Consider the following 15,694-nt stretch of genomic DNA (forward strand, 5'->3'; position numbering starts at 1 on the left):
CGTTGCAAGGAAAGCGCCGACCGAGCGGACTGCCAATCTCCCCCCAAGAGGGGGAGATGTCCGGCAGGACAGAGGGGGGCGCCGTAGGGCTGGACTTCCGTGAATAGAAAAACCATGCTCACCCCTTCATCGCAATAATACGCCGCGCGGCATTGAGCCCGGGTGCCCCGGAGACACCGCCGCCAGGATGCGAGCCGGCGCCGGCCAGGAACAGTCCGTCGAGCGGGGTGTCGTAGCCCGACCAGCCGGAAACGGGGCGTGAGATCAGCATCTGGTCGGCTTGCAGTTCGCCGTGGTGCCAATGGCCGCCGGGCATGCGGTAGCGCGCCTCGATGTCGGCCGGTGTCAGGAGCTCGGCATGGACGACGCTCTTGCCGATGCCGGGTGCGTAAGCCTCGAGCTGCATCATGATAGCCTTGAGGAAGTTCGGCTTGCCGGCAGCCCAGCCTTCTTTCAACGCGTAGGGGGCATATTGCACCACCGCCGACAGCACACAGGCGCCATCAGGCGCAAGCGACGGATCGGCAAGGCTGGGCAGAGTGATTTCCATCACCGGTTCGGGCGAGAACGCGCCATATTTGGATGGGTTGAAGGCGCGCTCGACGTGATCGGGCGAGGGAGCGATGACCAGGCGGCCCTTGTGACCGGCGGCATCGACGCCGGCGAATTGCGGCGGCCGGTCGAGCGCCAGATTGAGCTTTGCGGCATCACCCTTCATGCGAATGTTCTTCACCTTGCGCACGAAGCCGGTGTCGATCTGGCGCGGGCCGACAAGATCGAGGAAGGTGGTTGCCGGGTTGATGGCGGAGACGATTGTTCTGGCGCGCAGCTCCTCGCCATTGTCGAGCGCGACACCGACGGCGCGGCCGTTCTCGACAATGATTTTTGCGACCGGAACCGATGTGCGGATTGTCACGCCGGACTTCTCCGCCGAAGCGCGAATGGCGGTGACGACCGCACCCATGCCGCCTTGCGGCAGCATCTGCGCACCAGCCGCCCCGCCGGTCTCGCCGGCCAAGCGATAGTAGAGGCCAAGCAGCGAAGTCGGCGAGCGTGGACCGAGATGGCTGCCGAGCGTCGCGTCGAAGGCGAGCAGGCCTTTCAGCCTGATATCGGTAAGCTGTTCGTCGAGCAGGTCGGCCACGTTCATCAGCAGCACGCGCAGGAAATCGCGCATGTCTTCCTTGCCGAGCTTCTTCAGCGCCAGCGCGGCCTGGCCGAGGGCAGCCGTCTCAAGCAGCGACATACCGGCAAGATCGAGCGGCCGGCGGGAGAGGAACGGTTTCAATATGCCGGCGTAACGCAGCAGCTGCGCGCGCAATTCCTTCCAGGCCGATTGTTCGGAGGAACTGGCGCCGGTCAGCACCTCGCCATAGGCGCCATGCAGGACAAGCGGCGGACCATCCGTGGACAGAGCAACCGAGGGCATGAAGTCGGCGCGCGCGATCTTTAGCCCGTGCTTCTCCAGTTCCAGCCTTTTAACCACATCGGGATGCAGCCGGTTCAGCAGATGAGCGACGGACGAGACGCGAAAGCCGGGCGCGAATTCCTCGGTGCGCGCGGCGCCGCCGATTTCGGTTCCGGCTTCCAGAACCAGCGCCTTGCGGCCGGCTTTGGCCAGCGTGGCGGCGGCGATCATGCCGTTGTGGCCGCCGCCGATGACGATTGCATCAAATGACGTCATGGGCCGGGCTCACATGCGAGGTGGATTTGGCGAGATCGCGCAGGATTTCCGCCGCCGCGTTGCGGCCGGGCGCACCCATGACGCCGCCGCCTGGATGGGTCGAGGAGCCGCACATATAGAGGCCACCGAGCGGCGAACGGTATTGCGCGTAGCCGGGCACCGGGCGGTTGAACAGAAGCTGGTCGAAGGTCAGTTCGCCCTGGAAAATGTTGCCTTCGGTGAGGCCGACCTCGGCCTCGATCTCGCGCGGCGTGCGCACCTCCATATGGATGATGCGGTCGCGGAAACCCGGCGAGTACTCGGCGATCTGCGCGATCACGCTTTCGGCGAAGCCGTCGCGATCGGCGTCGGTCCAGTCGCGGCCGTTCACCTTGGGCGGCGCATACTGCACGAAGCAGCTCATGAAGTGCTTGCCCGGCGGCGCCATCGTCGGGTCGAGCGTTGTCGGGATCACCATGTCGAGGAACGGGTCGGCCGACCAGCGACCGGCCTTCCAGTCGTCGTAGGCGCGCTCCATGCGCTCCATCGAATCGGTGAAATGCATGTCGCCGCGATAGACTGGTGAATCCTTCGGCAGCGCCGGAAATTCCGGCAGCGAATCGAGCGCGATGTTGACCTTGCCGGAGGAGCCGCGGATCTTGAAGTTCCTGACCCGGCGCAGGAAAATGTCGGGCAGCTCCTTTTCCTCGACCAGCTTGAGGAAAGTGCGCTTCACATCGGCGTTGGAGACGACGAGCTTGCCGTAAATCTCCTCGCCGCCGGCCAGCACCACGCCCTTGGCCTTGCCTCGGTTCACCAGCACATGGTCGACCTCGGCGCCGGTGCGGATGGTGCCGCCCGAGGCCTTGAACGAAGCGGCCAGCGCTTTGGTCACCGCGCCCATGCCGCCGCGCGCATAGCCCCAGGCGCCGACCGAGCCGTCGACCTCGCCCATATAGTGGTGCAGCAGCACGTAAGCCGTACCCGGCGACATCGGCCCCAGCGCGGTGCCGATGATGCCGGACAAAGCGAAGTTCGCCTTGATGACATCGGTCTCGAAATATTCGTCGAGGAACTCCGAGATCGACATGGTCCAGAAGCGCAGCGTCAGCGCCATTTCTTCCGCCGACAGACCGGCGAATTTCTTGCCGAGATAGAGCAGCTCGCCGAGGTCGCGCGGCTTGAGGCTGGTCGGGTCGGGCGCGGTGCGCATCAACAGCGGCTGGATGAAGCGGCACTGCCGCGTCACATCGCGGGCGTAGCGGTCATAGGCCTCGGCGTCGCGTTTGGAGAAGCGGGCGAATTCGCGCCGATGGGCATCGTGGTCGCGGTAATTGGCGAGATAGTCGCCGTCGCGGGTGAACACCGCTCCACCTTCGTAGGAGATGACTTGCAGGCCGAAGCGCGGCAGTTCCAGGTCCCGCATGATCTCGGGACGGAACAGCGAGCAGACATAGGAGCAGTTGGAATAGAGGAAGCCCGGGGTCAACTCGCGGCTGGTGGCGGCGCCGCCGACCCAGTCGTTCTTCTCGACCAACAACACGTCGAGCCCGGCGCGCTGCAGATAGCAGGCGTTGACCAGCCCGTTGTGTCCGCCGCCGATGATGATCGCATCCCAAGCTTTCATTTTGGCCCAATTCTCACGTGCGACCCGCTGTTCATTTTTGCGTGATCTGTTCCCGATTGCGCGGAATTTGGCATGGCATCCGCCATTCTGTCCAGCCATACTGAATGAATGTTCAACAAATGATGTTGCGTTTTCCTTCGCATGCGCTACGCTTTGCCGACGTTCGAAACGGGCATTCATCGATTGGGGATCGTATGATCGAAACGGCAGATGCCGAGCCGGAGTATGACGACACCGCCATCCGCTTCCTCGAGGCGCTGTGGGGCGATGGTTACCTGTCGCCAGGTGGACCCGAGGAGGTCGACCGGGTGGTCCAAGGTCTTTCGCTTGAGGGCAGGACGATCCTCGATATCGGCTGCGGCTCGGGCGGCGTCACGCTGCATCTGGTCGAGCGCCATGGCGCCGTCCATGCAATCGGTTTCGATGTCGAACAGCCGGTGATCGAGGCGGCCCGACGGCGAGCCGCCGCGCGGGGGCTCACGGAGCGCGCCAGCTTCATCCAGGCGCCACCGGGACCGCTGCCTTTCGCCGATCGCTCCTTCGATGTCGTTTTTTCCAAGGACGCGCTGCTGCATGTGGCTGACAAGGACGCCTTGTTCGCCGAGATATTCCGCGTGCTGAAGCCCGGCGGTGTTTTCGCGGCCTCCAACTGGATGATTGGGCATGACGGCGAACCGTCACCCGAGATGAAGGCGTATGTCGACGCCGAAGGGCTGTCCTTCGCCATGGCATCGCCGGCGCGCTATGCGCAGGCGATGCGCGGTGCGGGCTTTGCCGATGTCACCATCAGGGACCGCAATCCCTGGTATCAGGAGGTGGCGCGCGGCGAGCTGGAAAGGCTGAAAGGACTACTCTATGCGCCGGTCGCAGCCGTGGTCGGCGCGGCCTATGTCGACAAGAATATCAGGACCTGGGAAGCCATGCAGAAGGTGCTTGACAGTGGCGAGCACCGTCCCACTCATCTGCGCGGTTGGAAGCCGGTTGGATAGCCGGCAATGCTGGAGACCGTCACATCCATGAAGACTTCCGAAGCCAGGGACATTCTCGCTGAAACGGCGCCAAAGGGCGATGCCGAAAAGCGCGGCCGCAAGGCCTCGAAGGAGGTCCGGCGGCTGCAGCTGATCGAGGCGACGATCGATTCACTGGCCAAGCGCGGCTATGCCGAGACGACGATGGCCGATGTCGCCGATGGCGCGGGCCTCTCGCGCGGCATCGTCAACTTCCATTTCGAGAGCAAGGAAAAGCTGCTGATCGCCACGCTGCAGCATATGTATGACGAGTATTCGGTGCATTGGCGCGCCTCCCTGCAGAAGGCAGGCGACGATCCGGCGCGGCAGCTGCAGCAACTGGTGTGGGCCGACTTCGACCGCTCGATCTGCAACAAGCGCAAGCTCGCCGCCTGGCTGGCCTTTTGGGGCGAGGCCAAGTCGCGGCCGACCTATCAGGCGCTGAGCAGTTCGCGCGACAACTATTACCAGCAGGTCTTCATCGACCTTTGCACGACGCTCAAGCACAGCGGCTCCTATGCCTATGAACCGCAGGCCATGGCGCTGGCGCTGTCGGCCATGCTGGAAGGCCTGTGGCTGCGGCTGATGATGGGAACAGAGGACACTACCCGCGAAACCGCCCTGCTGGCGGCCAACGAATTCCTGTCGGCGGCTTTCCCGAAGCACTACCCGCTGAAAGGCGCGACCAAAGCATAAGAAGACCACAGAGGATGGAACAGCAATGAAGACATTGACGAGACGCCTGACACTGACGCTCGCGCTGGCGGGAACGCTGGCGGCCTCGGCCGCCGCATTGGCGATCGCCGCCGACAAGGATCTGGTCGTGTTCGACTGGTCTGGTTATGAAGACCCCAGCTTCCACCCGAAATATGTCGAGAAGAACGGCGATTCGCCGACCTTCGCCTTCTTCGGCGACGAGGATGAGGCCTTCGAGAAGGTGCGCTCCGGCTTCAAGGCCGACCTCGGCCACCCCTGCTCTCAGAGCGTGACGAAATGGCGTGAGGCCGGCCTGCTGCAGCCGCTCGACACGTCGAAGATCACCGGCTGGAAAGACCTCAATCCCGGCATCATGGCGATGAAGAACCTTGCCACGACCGATGACGGCAAGGCGTGGTTCATGCCCTGGGACTGGGGCAACACGCAGCTGACCTACAATTCCTCCAAGATCGACGAGAAGGACGTCCAGTCGCTGAAGGCGTTTGCCGATCCGAAGTTCAAGGGACGGGTGTCGATCGGTGACAATGTCGACGATGCCTATGCGCTGGCGAGCCTTGCCATCGGTGTCAAGGACTGGACCAAGATGACAGACGACCAGTTCAAGCAGGCGTCCGACTTCCTGCGCCAGGTGCACAAGAACGTGCGCTCCTACTGGACCGACACCACCGACGTCGTTCAACTGCTGAGCGGCGGCGAGGTCGACCTTGCCTGGGCCTGGAACGATGCGACGGTGCAGTCGGTCGCGGCCGGCGTGCCGATCAAGTCGAAGAAGGACACCAATGAGGGTATCTCAACCTGGGTCTGCGGCTATGTGCTGTTCAAGGATGCGCCTGGCAATATCGACAAGGCCTATGACTATCTGAACGCCGTCAACGATCCGGAGACCGCCAAGGTGCTGGTCAAGGACTGGGGCTACGGCCAGGCCAACGCCAAGGGGATGGCGGGCGTCGATCAGGCGATCCTGAAGGAAAAGGGCTATGACGACGTGCAGAAATTCATCGACAAGACCCTGTTCCAGTCGCCGGTTCCCTCGGATCTCAAGCTCAAGATGATCGCTGAGTTCGAGAAGATCAAAGCCGGCTACTGAGCCGGTTTCGACTATCCGTCCACTCGCCGGGATGGCGGGTGGACGGGCTCGCCAAGAGAGCCGAATTCTCCTAACCTCGCAGCAGCTTTTTTCGCGATGGGGGAGTTTGCCATGACGTCAGTGCTACGCCGCCTTGCCCTTGCCACTGTCTGCATGATCGGCACCGGCGCGGTCCATGCCCTCGCCGAAGGCGGTGGCGATCTCGTGGTGTTCGACTGGTCGGGCTATGAGGATCCGTTGCTGCACCCGACCTACACGATCAAATATGGCGCCGAGCCTACCTTCGCCTTCTTCGGCGACGAGGACGAGGCCTTCGAGAAGATGCGGGCGGGCTTCAAGGCCGACATCGCCCATCCCTGCTCGCAAAGCGTGGTCAAGTGGCGCGAGGCCGGCATGCTACAGCCGCTCGACACCTCCCGGATCGCGGGCTGGAAGGATCTCAATCCCGGCATCATGGCGATGAAGGACCTTGCAGTCACCGCCGATGGCAAGGCCTGGTTCATGCCCTTCGACTGGGGCAACACGTCGTTGCTCTACCGCACCGACAAGGTAACGGCCGACGAGGCGCAGTCGCTCAGGATCTTCGCCGACCCGAAATATAGCGGCCGCGTCACCATCGGCGACAATGTCGATGACGCCTATGCACTGGCAAGCCTGGTCATCGGGCTGAAGGACTGGACCAAGATGACGGACGAGCAGTTCAGCCAAGCTTCCGCCTTCCTGCGCGACGTGCACAAGAATGTCCGCTTCTACTGGACCGACGACACCGATCTCAACCAGGCCTTCACCGGCAACGAGGTCGACCTGGTCTGGGGCTGGAACGAGACCTATGTGACGCTGAAGGGGCAAGGCCTGCCGATCGCCATGAACCGCGACAGCAAGGAAGGCATTTCGACCTGGGTGTGCGGCTATGTGGTGATGAAGGATGCGCCGGGCAAGCTTGATGAGGCTTATGACTTCCTAAACGCGGTCAATGCTCCCGCGGTTTCGGACTATCTGGTCAAGACCTTCGGCTATGGCCACGGCAACGGCGCCGGCATGGCCGCGATCGACCACAAGGTGCTGGCCGACCGCGGCTTCGACAATCTCGACAAGTTTCTCGACAAGACGCTGTTCCAGCAGCCGGTGGCGCCGGAACTGAAGCAACGCATGGTCGCCGAGTTCGAGAAGATCAAGGCCGGCTATTGACGAGCGAATTGGAAAGCACCGATGTCATCATCGTCGGCGCCGGTTTCACCGGCCTGTCGGCAGCGCTCGAGCTGAAGAAGGCCGGCATCGATTTCCTGCTGCTGGAAGCACGCGCCCGCGTCGGCGGCAGGGTCGAAGCTGTTCGCAACGGGCTTGGCGAACGGATCGACAGTGGCGGACAGTTTTTCTGCGAAGACATGCCGGAAGTGACGACGCTGGCCGCGGCGCGCGGCAAGGCCTTCGTCGAAACCTATGTGAATGGCGATTTCATCAGCCATCCGTCGATGTCGATCGAAGAGGCCGAGCGAACCTACCATGGTGCGATGGCGATCCGCGAGCGGATGAACAGGATCGATCCCGACGATGCCTCGATTGCCGGACTGACCGTCGCCGACTGGCTTGCCCGCCAGCACGATCCGGCCGATGCCAAGGCGGCCTTCCGTTCGATGATCGAAGGCCTGTGGTGCCTGGCGCTGGACCAGGTGCCGCTCTGGCATCTGATCGACAATGACCGGCGCATCACCAACGAGGTGCCGGAGCTGCAATATTTCCTGCGCGACACCATGCAATCGCTGGCCGACGATCTGGCGGGCGATCTGGGCCGCCAGGTGCGGCTCGGTGAACCGGTCACGCGCATCGAGCACGGCCCGCAAGGGGTTCGTATCGTCTCGGCCAGCGGCGCCATAGAGGCGCGAGAAGTGCTGGTCGCGCTGCCGCCGGCGACGGCCGCGAAGCTCGATTTCGCGCCTGCTTTGCCGGCGGTCCTCAACAAGGCGCTTGGCGTGTGGGAAAGCGGCGCGGTGATCAAGATCCTGGTGCGCTATGCCAGGCCGTTCTGGCGTGATCGCGACTTGTGCGGCATGGTGATGTGGCGCGACCTGCCGGGACTGTTTGCCTGCGACGCCAGCAAGGATGTCGACCATGCCGCGCTCGTCGTGTTCATTGGCGGCCCGCTGGCGCTGCGCTGGCGTGATCTTGGCGAGCCTAGGCTGCGCGCGGAAGTCACCGCCCGCCTGGAGGCAGCCCTCGGCCCGGATGCCGGCGCCGTCATCGATTTCAGTTGGCGAGACTGGACACATGACCGCTGGAGCGGCGGCGCCTATAGCGATCTCGTCGTCGACGTGACGGCGAGGGACGCCGAGCGAACGATCCTTGCCGGCGCGCCGCCCGTGCATTTCGCCGCGTCGGAACTGTCGCCGTCATTTCCGGGCTATGTCGAGGGCGCGATCGTGGCGGGGCGCATCGCTGCCAGGAAGATCGCGGCCGCGCTTCAGTCCGACATCGCCACCAAGGCCTCGGGGTCGTAGGCGAGGCGGATCGGGGTGCCGACCGGAATGTCGTCGGCACCGAAATCGTTGGTCTCGGTCACCGACAGCGGCTTTTCCAGGCCCGGTACCTCGACGATCAGATGGGTGATCTCGCCGAAATAGTGGCGCTCGACCACCTTGCCGGCGACCTCGAATTTCGCGGTTGCATTGTCCCACAGCACGCGCAGGCGCTCCGGCCTGATACCCAGCGTAGCGCCACCGCCATTGCGCACGAAAGCCTTCGGCTTGTCGGTCTTGACGCGGCCGAAGCCCAGCGTGTCGACGACCAGCGAGGCACCGTTCTCCTCGACGATCTCGGCCTTGACGAAGTTCATGCCGCCGAGGAAATCGGCGACCTGGCGATTGACCGGGCGCTGGTAGATCTCCTTCGGCGAGGCGACCTGCGCGATGCGGCCGCCGAACATCACGGCGATGCGGTCCGACATGGCGAGCGCCTCATACTGGTCGTGGGTGACCAGCACGAAGGTGATGCCGACCGCCTGCTGCAGGCGGCGCAGTTCGACTTGCATCTGCTCGCGCAGCTTCTTGTCGAGCGCCGACAGCGGCTCGTCAAGCAAGAGTACCTTGGGCCGCATCACCAGCGCGCGGGCGAGCGCCACGCGCTGCCGCTGGCCGCCGGAGAGTTCGGTGGCAAGCCGCTTGCCGAGCCCGGTCAGCGACACCTGCGCCAGCGCTTCCTCGACGCGGCGCTTCTCCTCGCCGCCTTGCAGCCTCAGCCGCTTCAGCCCGTAGGCGACGTTCTGCTCGACATTGAGATGCGGGAAGATCGNCTCGCCGCCTTGCAGCCTCAGCCGCTTCAGCCCGTAGGCGACGTTCTGCTCGACATTGAGATGCGGGAAGATCGCGTAGCTCTGGAACACCATGTTGGTCGGCCGGCGGTTGGCCGGGATGCCTTCCATCGGCTGGCCGCCGACCGCGATCGAACCGCTGGTCGGATTGTCGAAGCCGGCGATCATGCGCAGCAGCGTGGTCTTGCCGCAGCCGGACGGGCCGAGCAGCGAGAAGAACTCGCCTTCCCTGATGGTCAGCGAAGCATCGTCCAGCGCCTTGAATGCTCCATAGCTGCGGGTGACGTTGCGGATCTCGATCATGGATCGCTGCGCCTGCTCAGGCATAAAGGCCTCCCTCGTTCTGGGTGCGTCTGGCCGCGCGCCGACGCAGGATTTCGGCGATTGTCATCAGCAGGAAGGAGGCAACCAGAAGCAGCGTGCCCAATGCCAGCACGCCCGGCAGCTTCGCCGCGAAGCGCAACTGGCCCCAGATGTAGATCGGCAGCGTCGCTTCGGTGCCGGTCAGGAAGAAAGCGATGATGAATTCGTCGAGCGAGATGGTGAAGCAGACCAGCAGGCTGGAGATGATGGCCGGCGCCACCATCGGCAGCGTCACCCGCCGGAAGGTGCCGAAGGCGCTTTCGCCGAGATCGGCGGAGGCTTCCTCCAGGCTGCGGTCGAAGCCTTCGAAGCCGGAGGTCAGCACCGTCATCGAATAGGGAATGCAGATCAACACGTGGCCGAGCACCACGGTGAACAGCGAGAGGCTCAAACTGAGTTGCAGCATCACCAGCAGCATCGAGATGGCGACGATCACTTCGGGCAGCACCAGCGGTGCCATGATCAGGCCGTTGATGGTGCGGCGGCCGGGATAGCGGTAGCGGGTGATCGAGCGGGCGGCGAGGATNATCAGGCCGTTGATGGTGCGGCGGCCGGGATAGCGGTAGCGGGTGATCGAGCGGGCGGCGAGGATGCCGAGCACCGTGGCGAGAACCGAGGCGCAGACGCCGACCTTCAGGCTGTTCCAGGCGGCGTCGAGCAGGGCCGGGGTGTTGGGCAGATCCTCATACCATTTCAGCGTAAAGCCGGAGAGCGGAAACTTCGGCGTCGCTGCCGTGTTGATCGAGAAGATCGGCAGGAAGATTACGGGCAGATAGAGGAAGGCGACATAGAGGAAGGCATAGGCGGACAGCCAGCCGCTGGACAGGAAGCGCCGCACCGCCGTCATCGTGCCAGCCTCTGCAGCGCCCGAATGACCAGCACCGTGGCCCCGGCCATCAGCGTCACGATCACCATGGTGGTAACGGAAAGGGCGGCGCCCAGCGGCCAGTTGGAAGCCTTGCCGAACTGCGCCTGGATGGCGTTGGCGATCATGACGCCGTCCTTGCCGCCGACGAGCTTGGGCGTGACATAGTCGCCGACGGTCGGGATCATGACGATCAGGGCCGCCGAGATGACGCCCGGCGCCGACAGCGGCAAGGTCACGCGCAGGAACGAACGCAGCGGACCGTCGCCGAGGTCGGTCGCCGCCTCGACCAGCGTGCGGTCGACCTTTTCCAGCGAGACGAAGATCGGCAGGATGGCGAAGGCCGCCCAGGCATGGGTCAGCGTGATGATGACGGCGCTCGAATTGTAGAGCAGCGCGGTCGACGGCTCGTCGATGATGCCGAGGCCCATCAGGCCGGAATTCAAGACGCCGTTGTAGCCGAGAATGACCTTCCACGACATCACGCGCAGGAGATAGCTGGTCCAGAACGGGATGGTGATCAGGAACAGCCAGAGGCTCTTGTGACGGCCGCCATGGAAGGAAATGAAATAGGCGATCGGGTAGGCCAGGACGACGGTGAACAGGCTGACCGTCAGCGAGATGTAGAGCGAGCGCCACAACAGATCGCGATAGATCGGCTCGGTCAGCGCGACGCGGTAGTTCTCCAGCGTGAAGGTGCGGTCGATGGTCAGGTAGTGCTGCGTCCAGAAGGAGTGGGCGATGACCACCAGGATCGGCAGGACCAGCAGGATAAGCGCGTAGAGAAAGGTTGGGCTGATCAGGGCAAAGCCCTGTACGGGTTCGGATTGCAGAAGGGCATTCCGTCTGGCCCGCGTCATGCGCAACGGAGGCGACCCTTCCGCGGCCGCCGTCATTGCCAGACTCCGCAAGGCCAGACTTCGGGGGGCCAGACTCCGGGGAACAAGACTCCAGAGGGCACGGCTCCGGGTGTGATCTCGGTTGCTGGCCTGGACTGTCCCGCCATGCGGCATCCCATTGTGCTGGCGCCGGCTGTGTTCCCATTTTGGTTTCGGAGCGCGATCGGACGCAAAACCGGTGACCACTTTTGCTGATCGCGTTCCTAGCTTGCCGGCTTTCTTTCATCATGCGCGCATCCGCCGATTGAAATCAAGCGCTATTTCTGAGATATTGATTGAATGGACATTCAAAATAAGGTGAAGAAAGCCGCCATTTCCGGCATTTCCGCCGATTTCCAGTCCGAGAAAAGATTGACAGGCGGTATGGAGGCGACGATGGCGGCGGTGAGAGACCTGAAGGCGACTGAAATGGCAGCGCATGGCCGCGACGATGCGATCGAACTGGGAAAGCGCCACCTCATCCAGCCTTGGCCGTATGCCGGTTCCGTCGGTGCCGAAGCGCGCGCGCTGATCGGCGAGGGCGACGGGATCTACATTACCGACAGCACAGGCAAGCGGCTGATCGATGGGCCTGCCGGCATGTGGTGCGTCAATGTCGGCCACCGCCGCGAGGAGCTGGCCCGAGTGATGTACGACCAGGCGATGGCGCTGTCCTACAACACGCCGTGGTACACGATGAACGCGCCGTCGGCGGAGCTGGCGATGCGCATCGCCGGCCATGCGCCCGGCGATCTCAGCCACGTCTTCTACACCACTGGCGGCTCTTCGGCCGTCGAGACGGCGCTGCGCTTCATGCAGTTCTACAACAATGTGCGCGGCCGGCCGGAAAAGAAGCTGATCCTGAGCCGGGGCGGCGCCTATCACGGCTCGACCTATCTGTCGGCCTCGCTCAACGGCCGCCCGCGCGACCGCGACTGGATGGACGGCGCCGACGAACTGGTGATCAAGCTGTCTTCGCCCGATCCGTTCCGCCGCCCGCACGGCATGAGCCTTGCCGCCTTCACCGATTTCCTTGTCGACCAGTTCCGCGACACCATCGCCCGCGTCGGCGCCGACAAGATCGGCGCTTTCGTCGGCGAGCCGGTGCAGGCCTCCGGCGGCGTCGTCGTGCCGCCCGACGGCTATCTCAAGCGCATCCGCCAGATCTGCCGCGACAACGACATCCTCTATGTCTCCGACGAGGTGGTGACGGGCTTCGGCCGGCTTGGCCATGTCTTTGCCTCGGGTGACGTGTTCGGCATCGATCCCGACATGATCACCTTCGCCAAGGGCGTCACCTCGGGCTATTTCCCGCTCGGCGGCGTCATCATTTCGGAGCGGCTGCTGGAGGAACTGCGCCGCTCGAACCATCCCGACGCCTTGTTCGGCCATGGCTTGACCTACACCAGCCATCCCGTCGGCTGCGCCGTGGCGCAGAAAAACCTCGACCTGCTGGAACAGGGCGTGCTTGCGCATACGCAGGCGGTCGCGCCCTATTTCCAGGCGCAGTTGAAGACGCTGGAACAACTGCCGCTGGTCGGCGAGGTTCGTGGCATCGGGCTGATGGGCTGCGTCGAATGCGTCGCCGACCGCGAAAGCAAGGATCCGCTGCAGCTCGACAAGGACGTCGGCAAACGCATCGACGCGCATTGCCACGAGCTCGGCCTGCTGGTGCGGCCGCTGATCAATATGTGCGTGATGTCGCCACCGCTGATCATTTCGCGAGAGCAGATCGACGACATGGTCGCCATCCTGCGCGAAGGCATTTCGCGCACCATGGACGATCTCAGGAAAGAGGGCGTGTGGCGGGGGTGAGGCTTGTCCCTTCTCCCCGTTTCACGGGGCGAGGGTGCCGGCAGGCGGATGAGAGCCGGCGCCGGCGTTGGCGATTGTTCGCATTCGCATCTCGTTGCCTGCCCGATGCAATTCCGCAAGGCTGCCCTTCACCTGCCTGCCGGCACCCCCTCCCGTAGACCGGGCGAGAGGGACGCTCGCTTCGCGGTCAGCATCTTACGAACGCGACCTGAGCGCGTCGTTCAAGTTCCACATGTCCTTCTCCTCCGGCGCTGTCTCCAGGCCCAGCACCGGCAGCATCTTGCGCAGGTGGTCGTGGTGGGTGCGCACGCCATATTCGAGGTCGGAGAGGTAAAACCCCTCGAAGGCTTCGGACAGCATGGATTCGTTCGACCACACCGAGAGCTGCACGTCTTCCGACATCGTGTCGCGGTCGATGCGGAAGGAGAGGTAGCGGGCGGCGGCCTGCTCGCGGCTCTCGTCGCGGTAGCGGTATATGGCGCCGCGCAGCAGCGTCTGCCCGGTCGACAGCGGAAACTCCTGGTAGAACTGCACCGATTCCGGCATCACCGAAATGACCGCATTGGGGAAGATGCCGTAATAGACCCAGGCTTTCTTCAGATAGTCCGGCAGATGCGTGGGCTCGGGCGCGATCTTGACGTAGTTCCGCACGCTCCAGCGGCGGCCCGCATGCGGGTTGTAGGTGGCGAAGGAGCGCGACACGCCGTTGATGAAAGGCTCGTCGAAATAGGTCGCGCCATAAAGATCCTGCAAGGCAGGATGGGCCATGGCGACATGATAGCCTTCATTGTCGACATCGCGCACCGACTTCCAGTTGACCGGCGTCTTCTGGGTCCAGATGCCCCAGGAGGGCACCATGTCGGCGGCCTTGTAATGCGCGAATTCGGGCTCGATCGGCTTCATCAGTTCGGCGACCGAAGGCTGCGGCCCGCCATTGCGGAAACGGATGAAGATGAAACCCATCCAGATTTCGAGATCGAGCTGCATCAGTCCGAACTCGGTCTTGTCGAGATCGGGGAAAGAGCGCGGGCGCGCGGCGCCGCGCAGCGTGCCGTCGAGATTGTAGACCCAGCCATGGAACGGGCACACCAGCGCGTTCTTGCAATTGCCCTGGCTGTCGGCGACGACGCGGCTGCCGCGATGGCGGCACATGTTGTTGAAGCCGCGCACCACGCCATCCTTGCCGCGCACGATCAAGGCACGCTCGCCGACCACGTCCATGGTCAGATAGTCGCCGGCGTCGGGTACGTCGGAGACATGTCCGACGATCTGCCAGTGGTTGCGAAAGACATGTTCCTTCTCAAGCTCGAGAAGGGCATCGGAATGGTAACTCCAGCCCGGTAGTCCCCGCCGGTCCCAATCGTTGGGGATCACCACGTCACGGAGGTGCGGGTTCATAAAAGTCTCTTCTTTTTATTGAATAATCATTCAATAAAAGCATATTTTGCATTGAAATGCAATGGCTTGCGAATATCATCACGATTCATCGATGAAATCCGAGCTACGTTTCCGGTTGAATTTGATTGGGCTGTTGGCCGGGAAATCCCGGAGAATCCGGGTGTTAGTGATGGTTTCCAGGGTGCTGTCCCGGCTCGATTCCGCATGGCGTGCCGACGGACGGACAAGGCTTGTTGCGAGGGATCAAAATGGCGTGGCCGGCTCTGTTCCGCGCTGCTGCGGCGCCCGGGATCGGGTCCGAAACCGGCGGCGCGAACCTTTGTTCGACGAGCGTGCGGGCTGCGTATTGACCTTTTTGCCCGATTTTGCCCGGAACCATGTTTCGTTTCGGTTACATTGGCAGGCTCGCGTCACCTTTGCGCCGTTACAAAGTGCGGGTAGGTTCGTTTCATCACCAAAAAGAAACTCAGCGAAGGGGAAGGCAATGTATGCGAAAGTCGAGATCATCAGCAGCGAGCACCGCCTTGAGGCTCCAGAGCGCGCTGACATCCGCCCGAAACTGGCGTTACGCCAACGCGCCAGCGACCACCCGATGGCCATGTTCATGGGGCTGGCTGCTTGCGCCTTCCTCGGCATGGCGCTTACGCCGACGGTCGGGCCGGCTTTCGCTTCGCTGAACCCGCCGGCCAACGCCATCGATGGCGCGCCGACAACCATCAAGACCGCGCGCCTGCCGATGCGCGCAATCGACTTCGCCTGCAAGGGCCAGTCCTGGGGCGCCGAGAGCGTGGATTGCCTGCGCGCCATTGCCGAGCAGTCCGGTACGCACAAGAACCGCGCCATCCGCATGATCGCCAACGCCGCACCGTTGACCGACACGCCGAACGTTTTCTGATTTCCGTCGAGGCATGATCCCGAACCGGTTCCCTCTCGGGATCGTGTCCTGACCTCCCCGAGCGCTCCTCCAGCG

13 protein-coding genes are annotated in these 15,694 nt (G+C 63.4%); 7 read left to right on the forward strand and 6 right to left on the reverse strand.

Translation table 11 applies throughout. From position 1 onward, the window contains the following. Positions 1 to 118: 118 nt before the first annotated feature. A complete protein-coding gene (locus X743_RS165905; protein WP_023763766.1) occupies positions 119 to 1,684 on the reverse strand; it encodes an NAD(P)/FAD-dependent oxidoreductase in 1,566 nt (521 codons plus the stop codon). After that, entirely contained in the window at positions 1,671 to 3,290 is a 1,620-nt protein-coding gene (locus tag X743_RS165900; RefSeq protein WP_023763767.1) for an NAD(P)/FAD-dependent oxidoreductase, read from the reverse strand. The genes X743_RS165905 and X743_RS165900 overlap by 14 nt, the downstream gene beginning before the upstream one ends. Before the next feature lie 194 nt (positions 3,291 to 3,484). On the opposite strand from X743_RS165900, the gene X743_RS165895 reads away from it, so the two are divergent. The 5 genes from X743_RS165895 to X743_RS165875 all read left to right on the forward strand — a co-directional run bounded on the left by X743_RS165895 (position 3,485) and on the right by X743_RS165875 (position 8,596). Further along, the gene (locus X743_RS165895; RefSeq protein ID WP_023763768.1) at positions 3,485 to 4,279 is read left to right on the forward strand and encodes a methyltransferase domain-containing protein; all 795 of its coding nucleotides are present in this window, start codon (positions 3,485 to 3,487) and stop codon (positions 4,277 to 4,279) included. 6 nt (positions 4,280 to 4,285) lie between these two features. After that, positions 4,286 to 4,993 (forward strand): transcriptional regulator BetI, encoded by a 708-nt coding sequence (gene betI / locus X743_RS165890; protein WP_031257403.1) that lies wholly within the window; start codon positions 4,286 to 4,288, stop codon positions 4,991 to 4,993. A 25-nt stretch (positions 4,994 to 5,018) separates the two neighbouring features. Next, positions 5,019 to 6,101 (forward strand): ABC transporter substrate-binding protein, encoded by a 1,083-nt coding sequence (locus tag X743_RS165885; protein ID WP_023763770.1) that lies wholly within the window; start codon positions 5,019 to 5,021, stop codon positions 6,099 to 6,101. Positions 6,102 to 6,212: 111 nt separating this feature from the next. After that, positions 6,213 to 7,289, forward strand: a complete 1,077-nt coding sequence (locus tag X743_RS165880; RefSeq protein WP_023763771.1) for an extracellular solute-binding protein — start codon at positions 6,213 to 6,215, stop codon at positions 7,287 to 7,289. Further along, on the forward strand, positions 7,286 to 8,596 hold the full coding sequence (locus X743_RS165875) for a flavin monoamine oxidase family protein (protein ID WP_023763772.1): 1,311 nt from the start codon (positions 7,286 to 7,288) through the stop codon (positions 8,594 to 8,596). Before X743_RS165880 ends, X743_RS165875 begins: the two co-directional genes overlap by 4 nt. Here the strand turns inward: X743_RS165875 and X743_RS165870 are convergent. From X743_RS165870 to X743_RS165860, 3 genes are all read right to left on the reverse strand, one after another. Then, positions 8,560 to 9,708 (reverse strand): ABC transporter ATP-binding protein, encoded by a 1,149-nt coding sequence (locus X743_RS165870; RefSeq protein ID WP_023763773.1) that lies wholly within the window; start codon positions 9,706 to 9,708, stop codon positions 8,560 to 8,562. The two genes, X743_RS165875 and X743_RS165870, sit on opposite strands and share 37 nt — an antisense overlap. Positions 9,709 to 9,724: 16 nt before the next feature. After that, a complete protein-coding gene (locus tag X743_RS165865) occupies positions 9,725 to 10,615 on the reverse strand; it encodes an ABC transporter permease (RefSeq protein ID WP_023763774.1) in 891 nt (296 codons plus the stop codon). Then, the gene (locus X743_RS165860) at positions 10,612 to 11,529 is read right to left on the reverse strand and encodes an ABC transporter permease (protein ID WP_031257404.1); all 918 of its coding nucleotides are present in this window, start codon (positions 11,527 to 11,529) and stop codon (positions 10,612 to 10,614) included. Before X743_RS165860 ends, X743_RS165865 begins: the two co-directional genes overlap by 4 nt. Before the next feature lie 378 nt (positions 11,530 to 11,907). Here X743_RS165860 and X743_RS165855 point away from each other — a divergent pair, with 378 nt between their 5' ends. Beyond that, complete coding sequence (locus X743_RS165855) at positions 11,908 to 13,326, forward strand: aminotransferase (RefSeq protein WP_023763776.1); 1,419 nt, start codon at positions 11,908 to 11,910, stop codon at positions 13,324 to 13,326. A 195-nt stretch (positions 13,327 to 13,521) separates the two neighbouring features. On the opposite strand, the gene X743_RS165850 is transcribed toward X743_RS165855, so the two are convergent. Further along, the gene (locus X743_RS165850) at positions 13,522 to 14,724 is read right to left on the reverse strand and encodes an aromatic ring-hydroxylating dioxygenase subunit alpha (RefSeq protein ID WP_023763777.1); all 1,203 of its coding nucleotides are present in this window, start codon (positions 14,722 to 14,724) and stop codon (positions 13,522 to 13,524) included. A 484-nt stretch (positions 14,725 to 15,208) separates the two neighbouring features. Between X743_RS165850 and X743_RS1000000174095 the strand changes: the two genes are divergently transcribed. Further along, the gene (locus X743_RS1000000174095) at positions 15,209 to 15,619 is read left to right on the forward strand and encodes a hypothetical protein (RefSeq protein WP_023763778.1); all 411 of its coding nucleotides are present in this window, start codon (positions 15,209 to 15,211) and stop codon (positions 15,617 to 15,619) included. Positions 15,620 to 15,694: the final 75 nt, after the last annotated feature.

The organism is Mesorhizobium sp. LNHC232B00 (genome assembly GCF_000502435.1).
Classification (GTDB): domain Bacteria; phylum Pseudomonadota; class Alphaproteobacteria; order Rhizobiales; family Rhizobiaceae; genus Mesorhizobium; species Mesorhizobium opportunistum.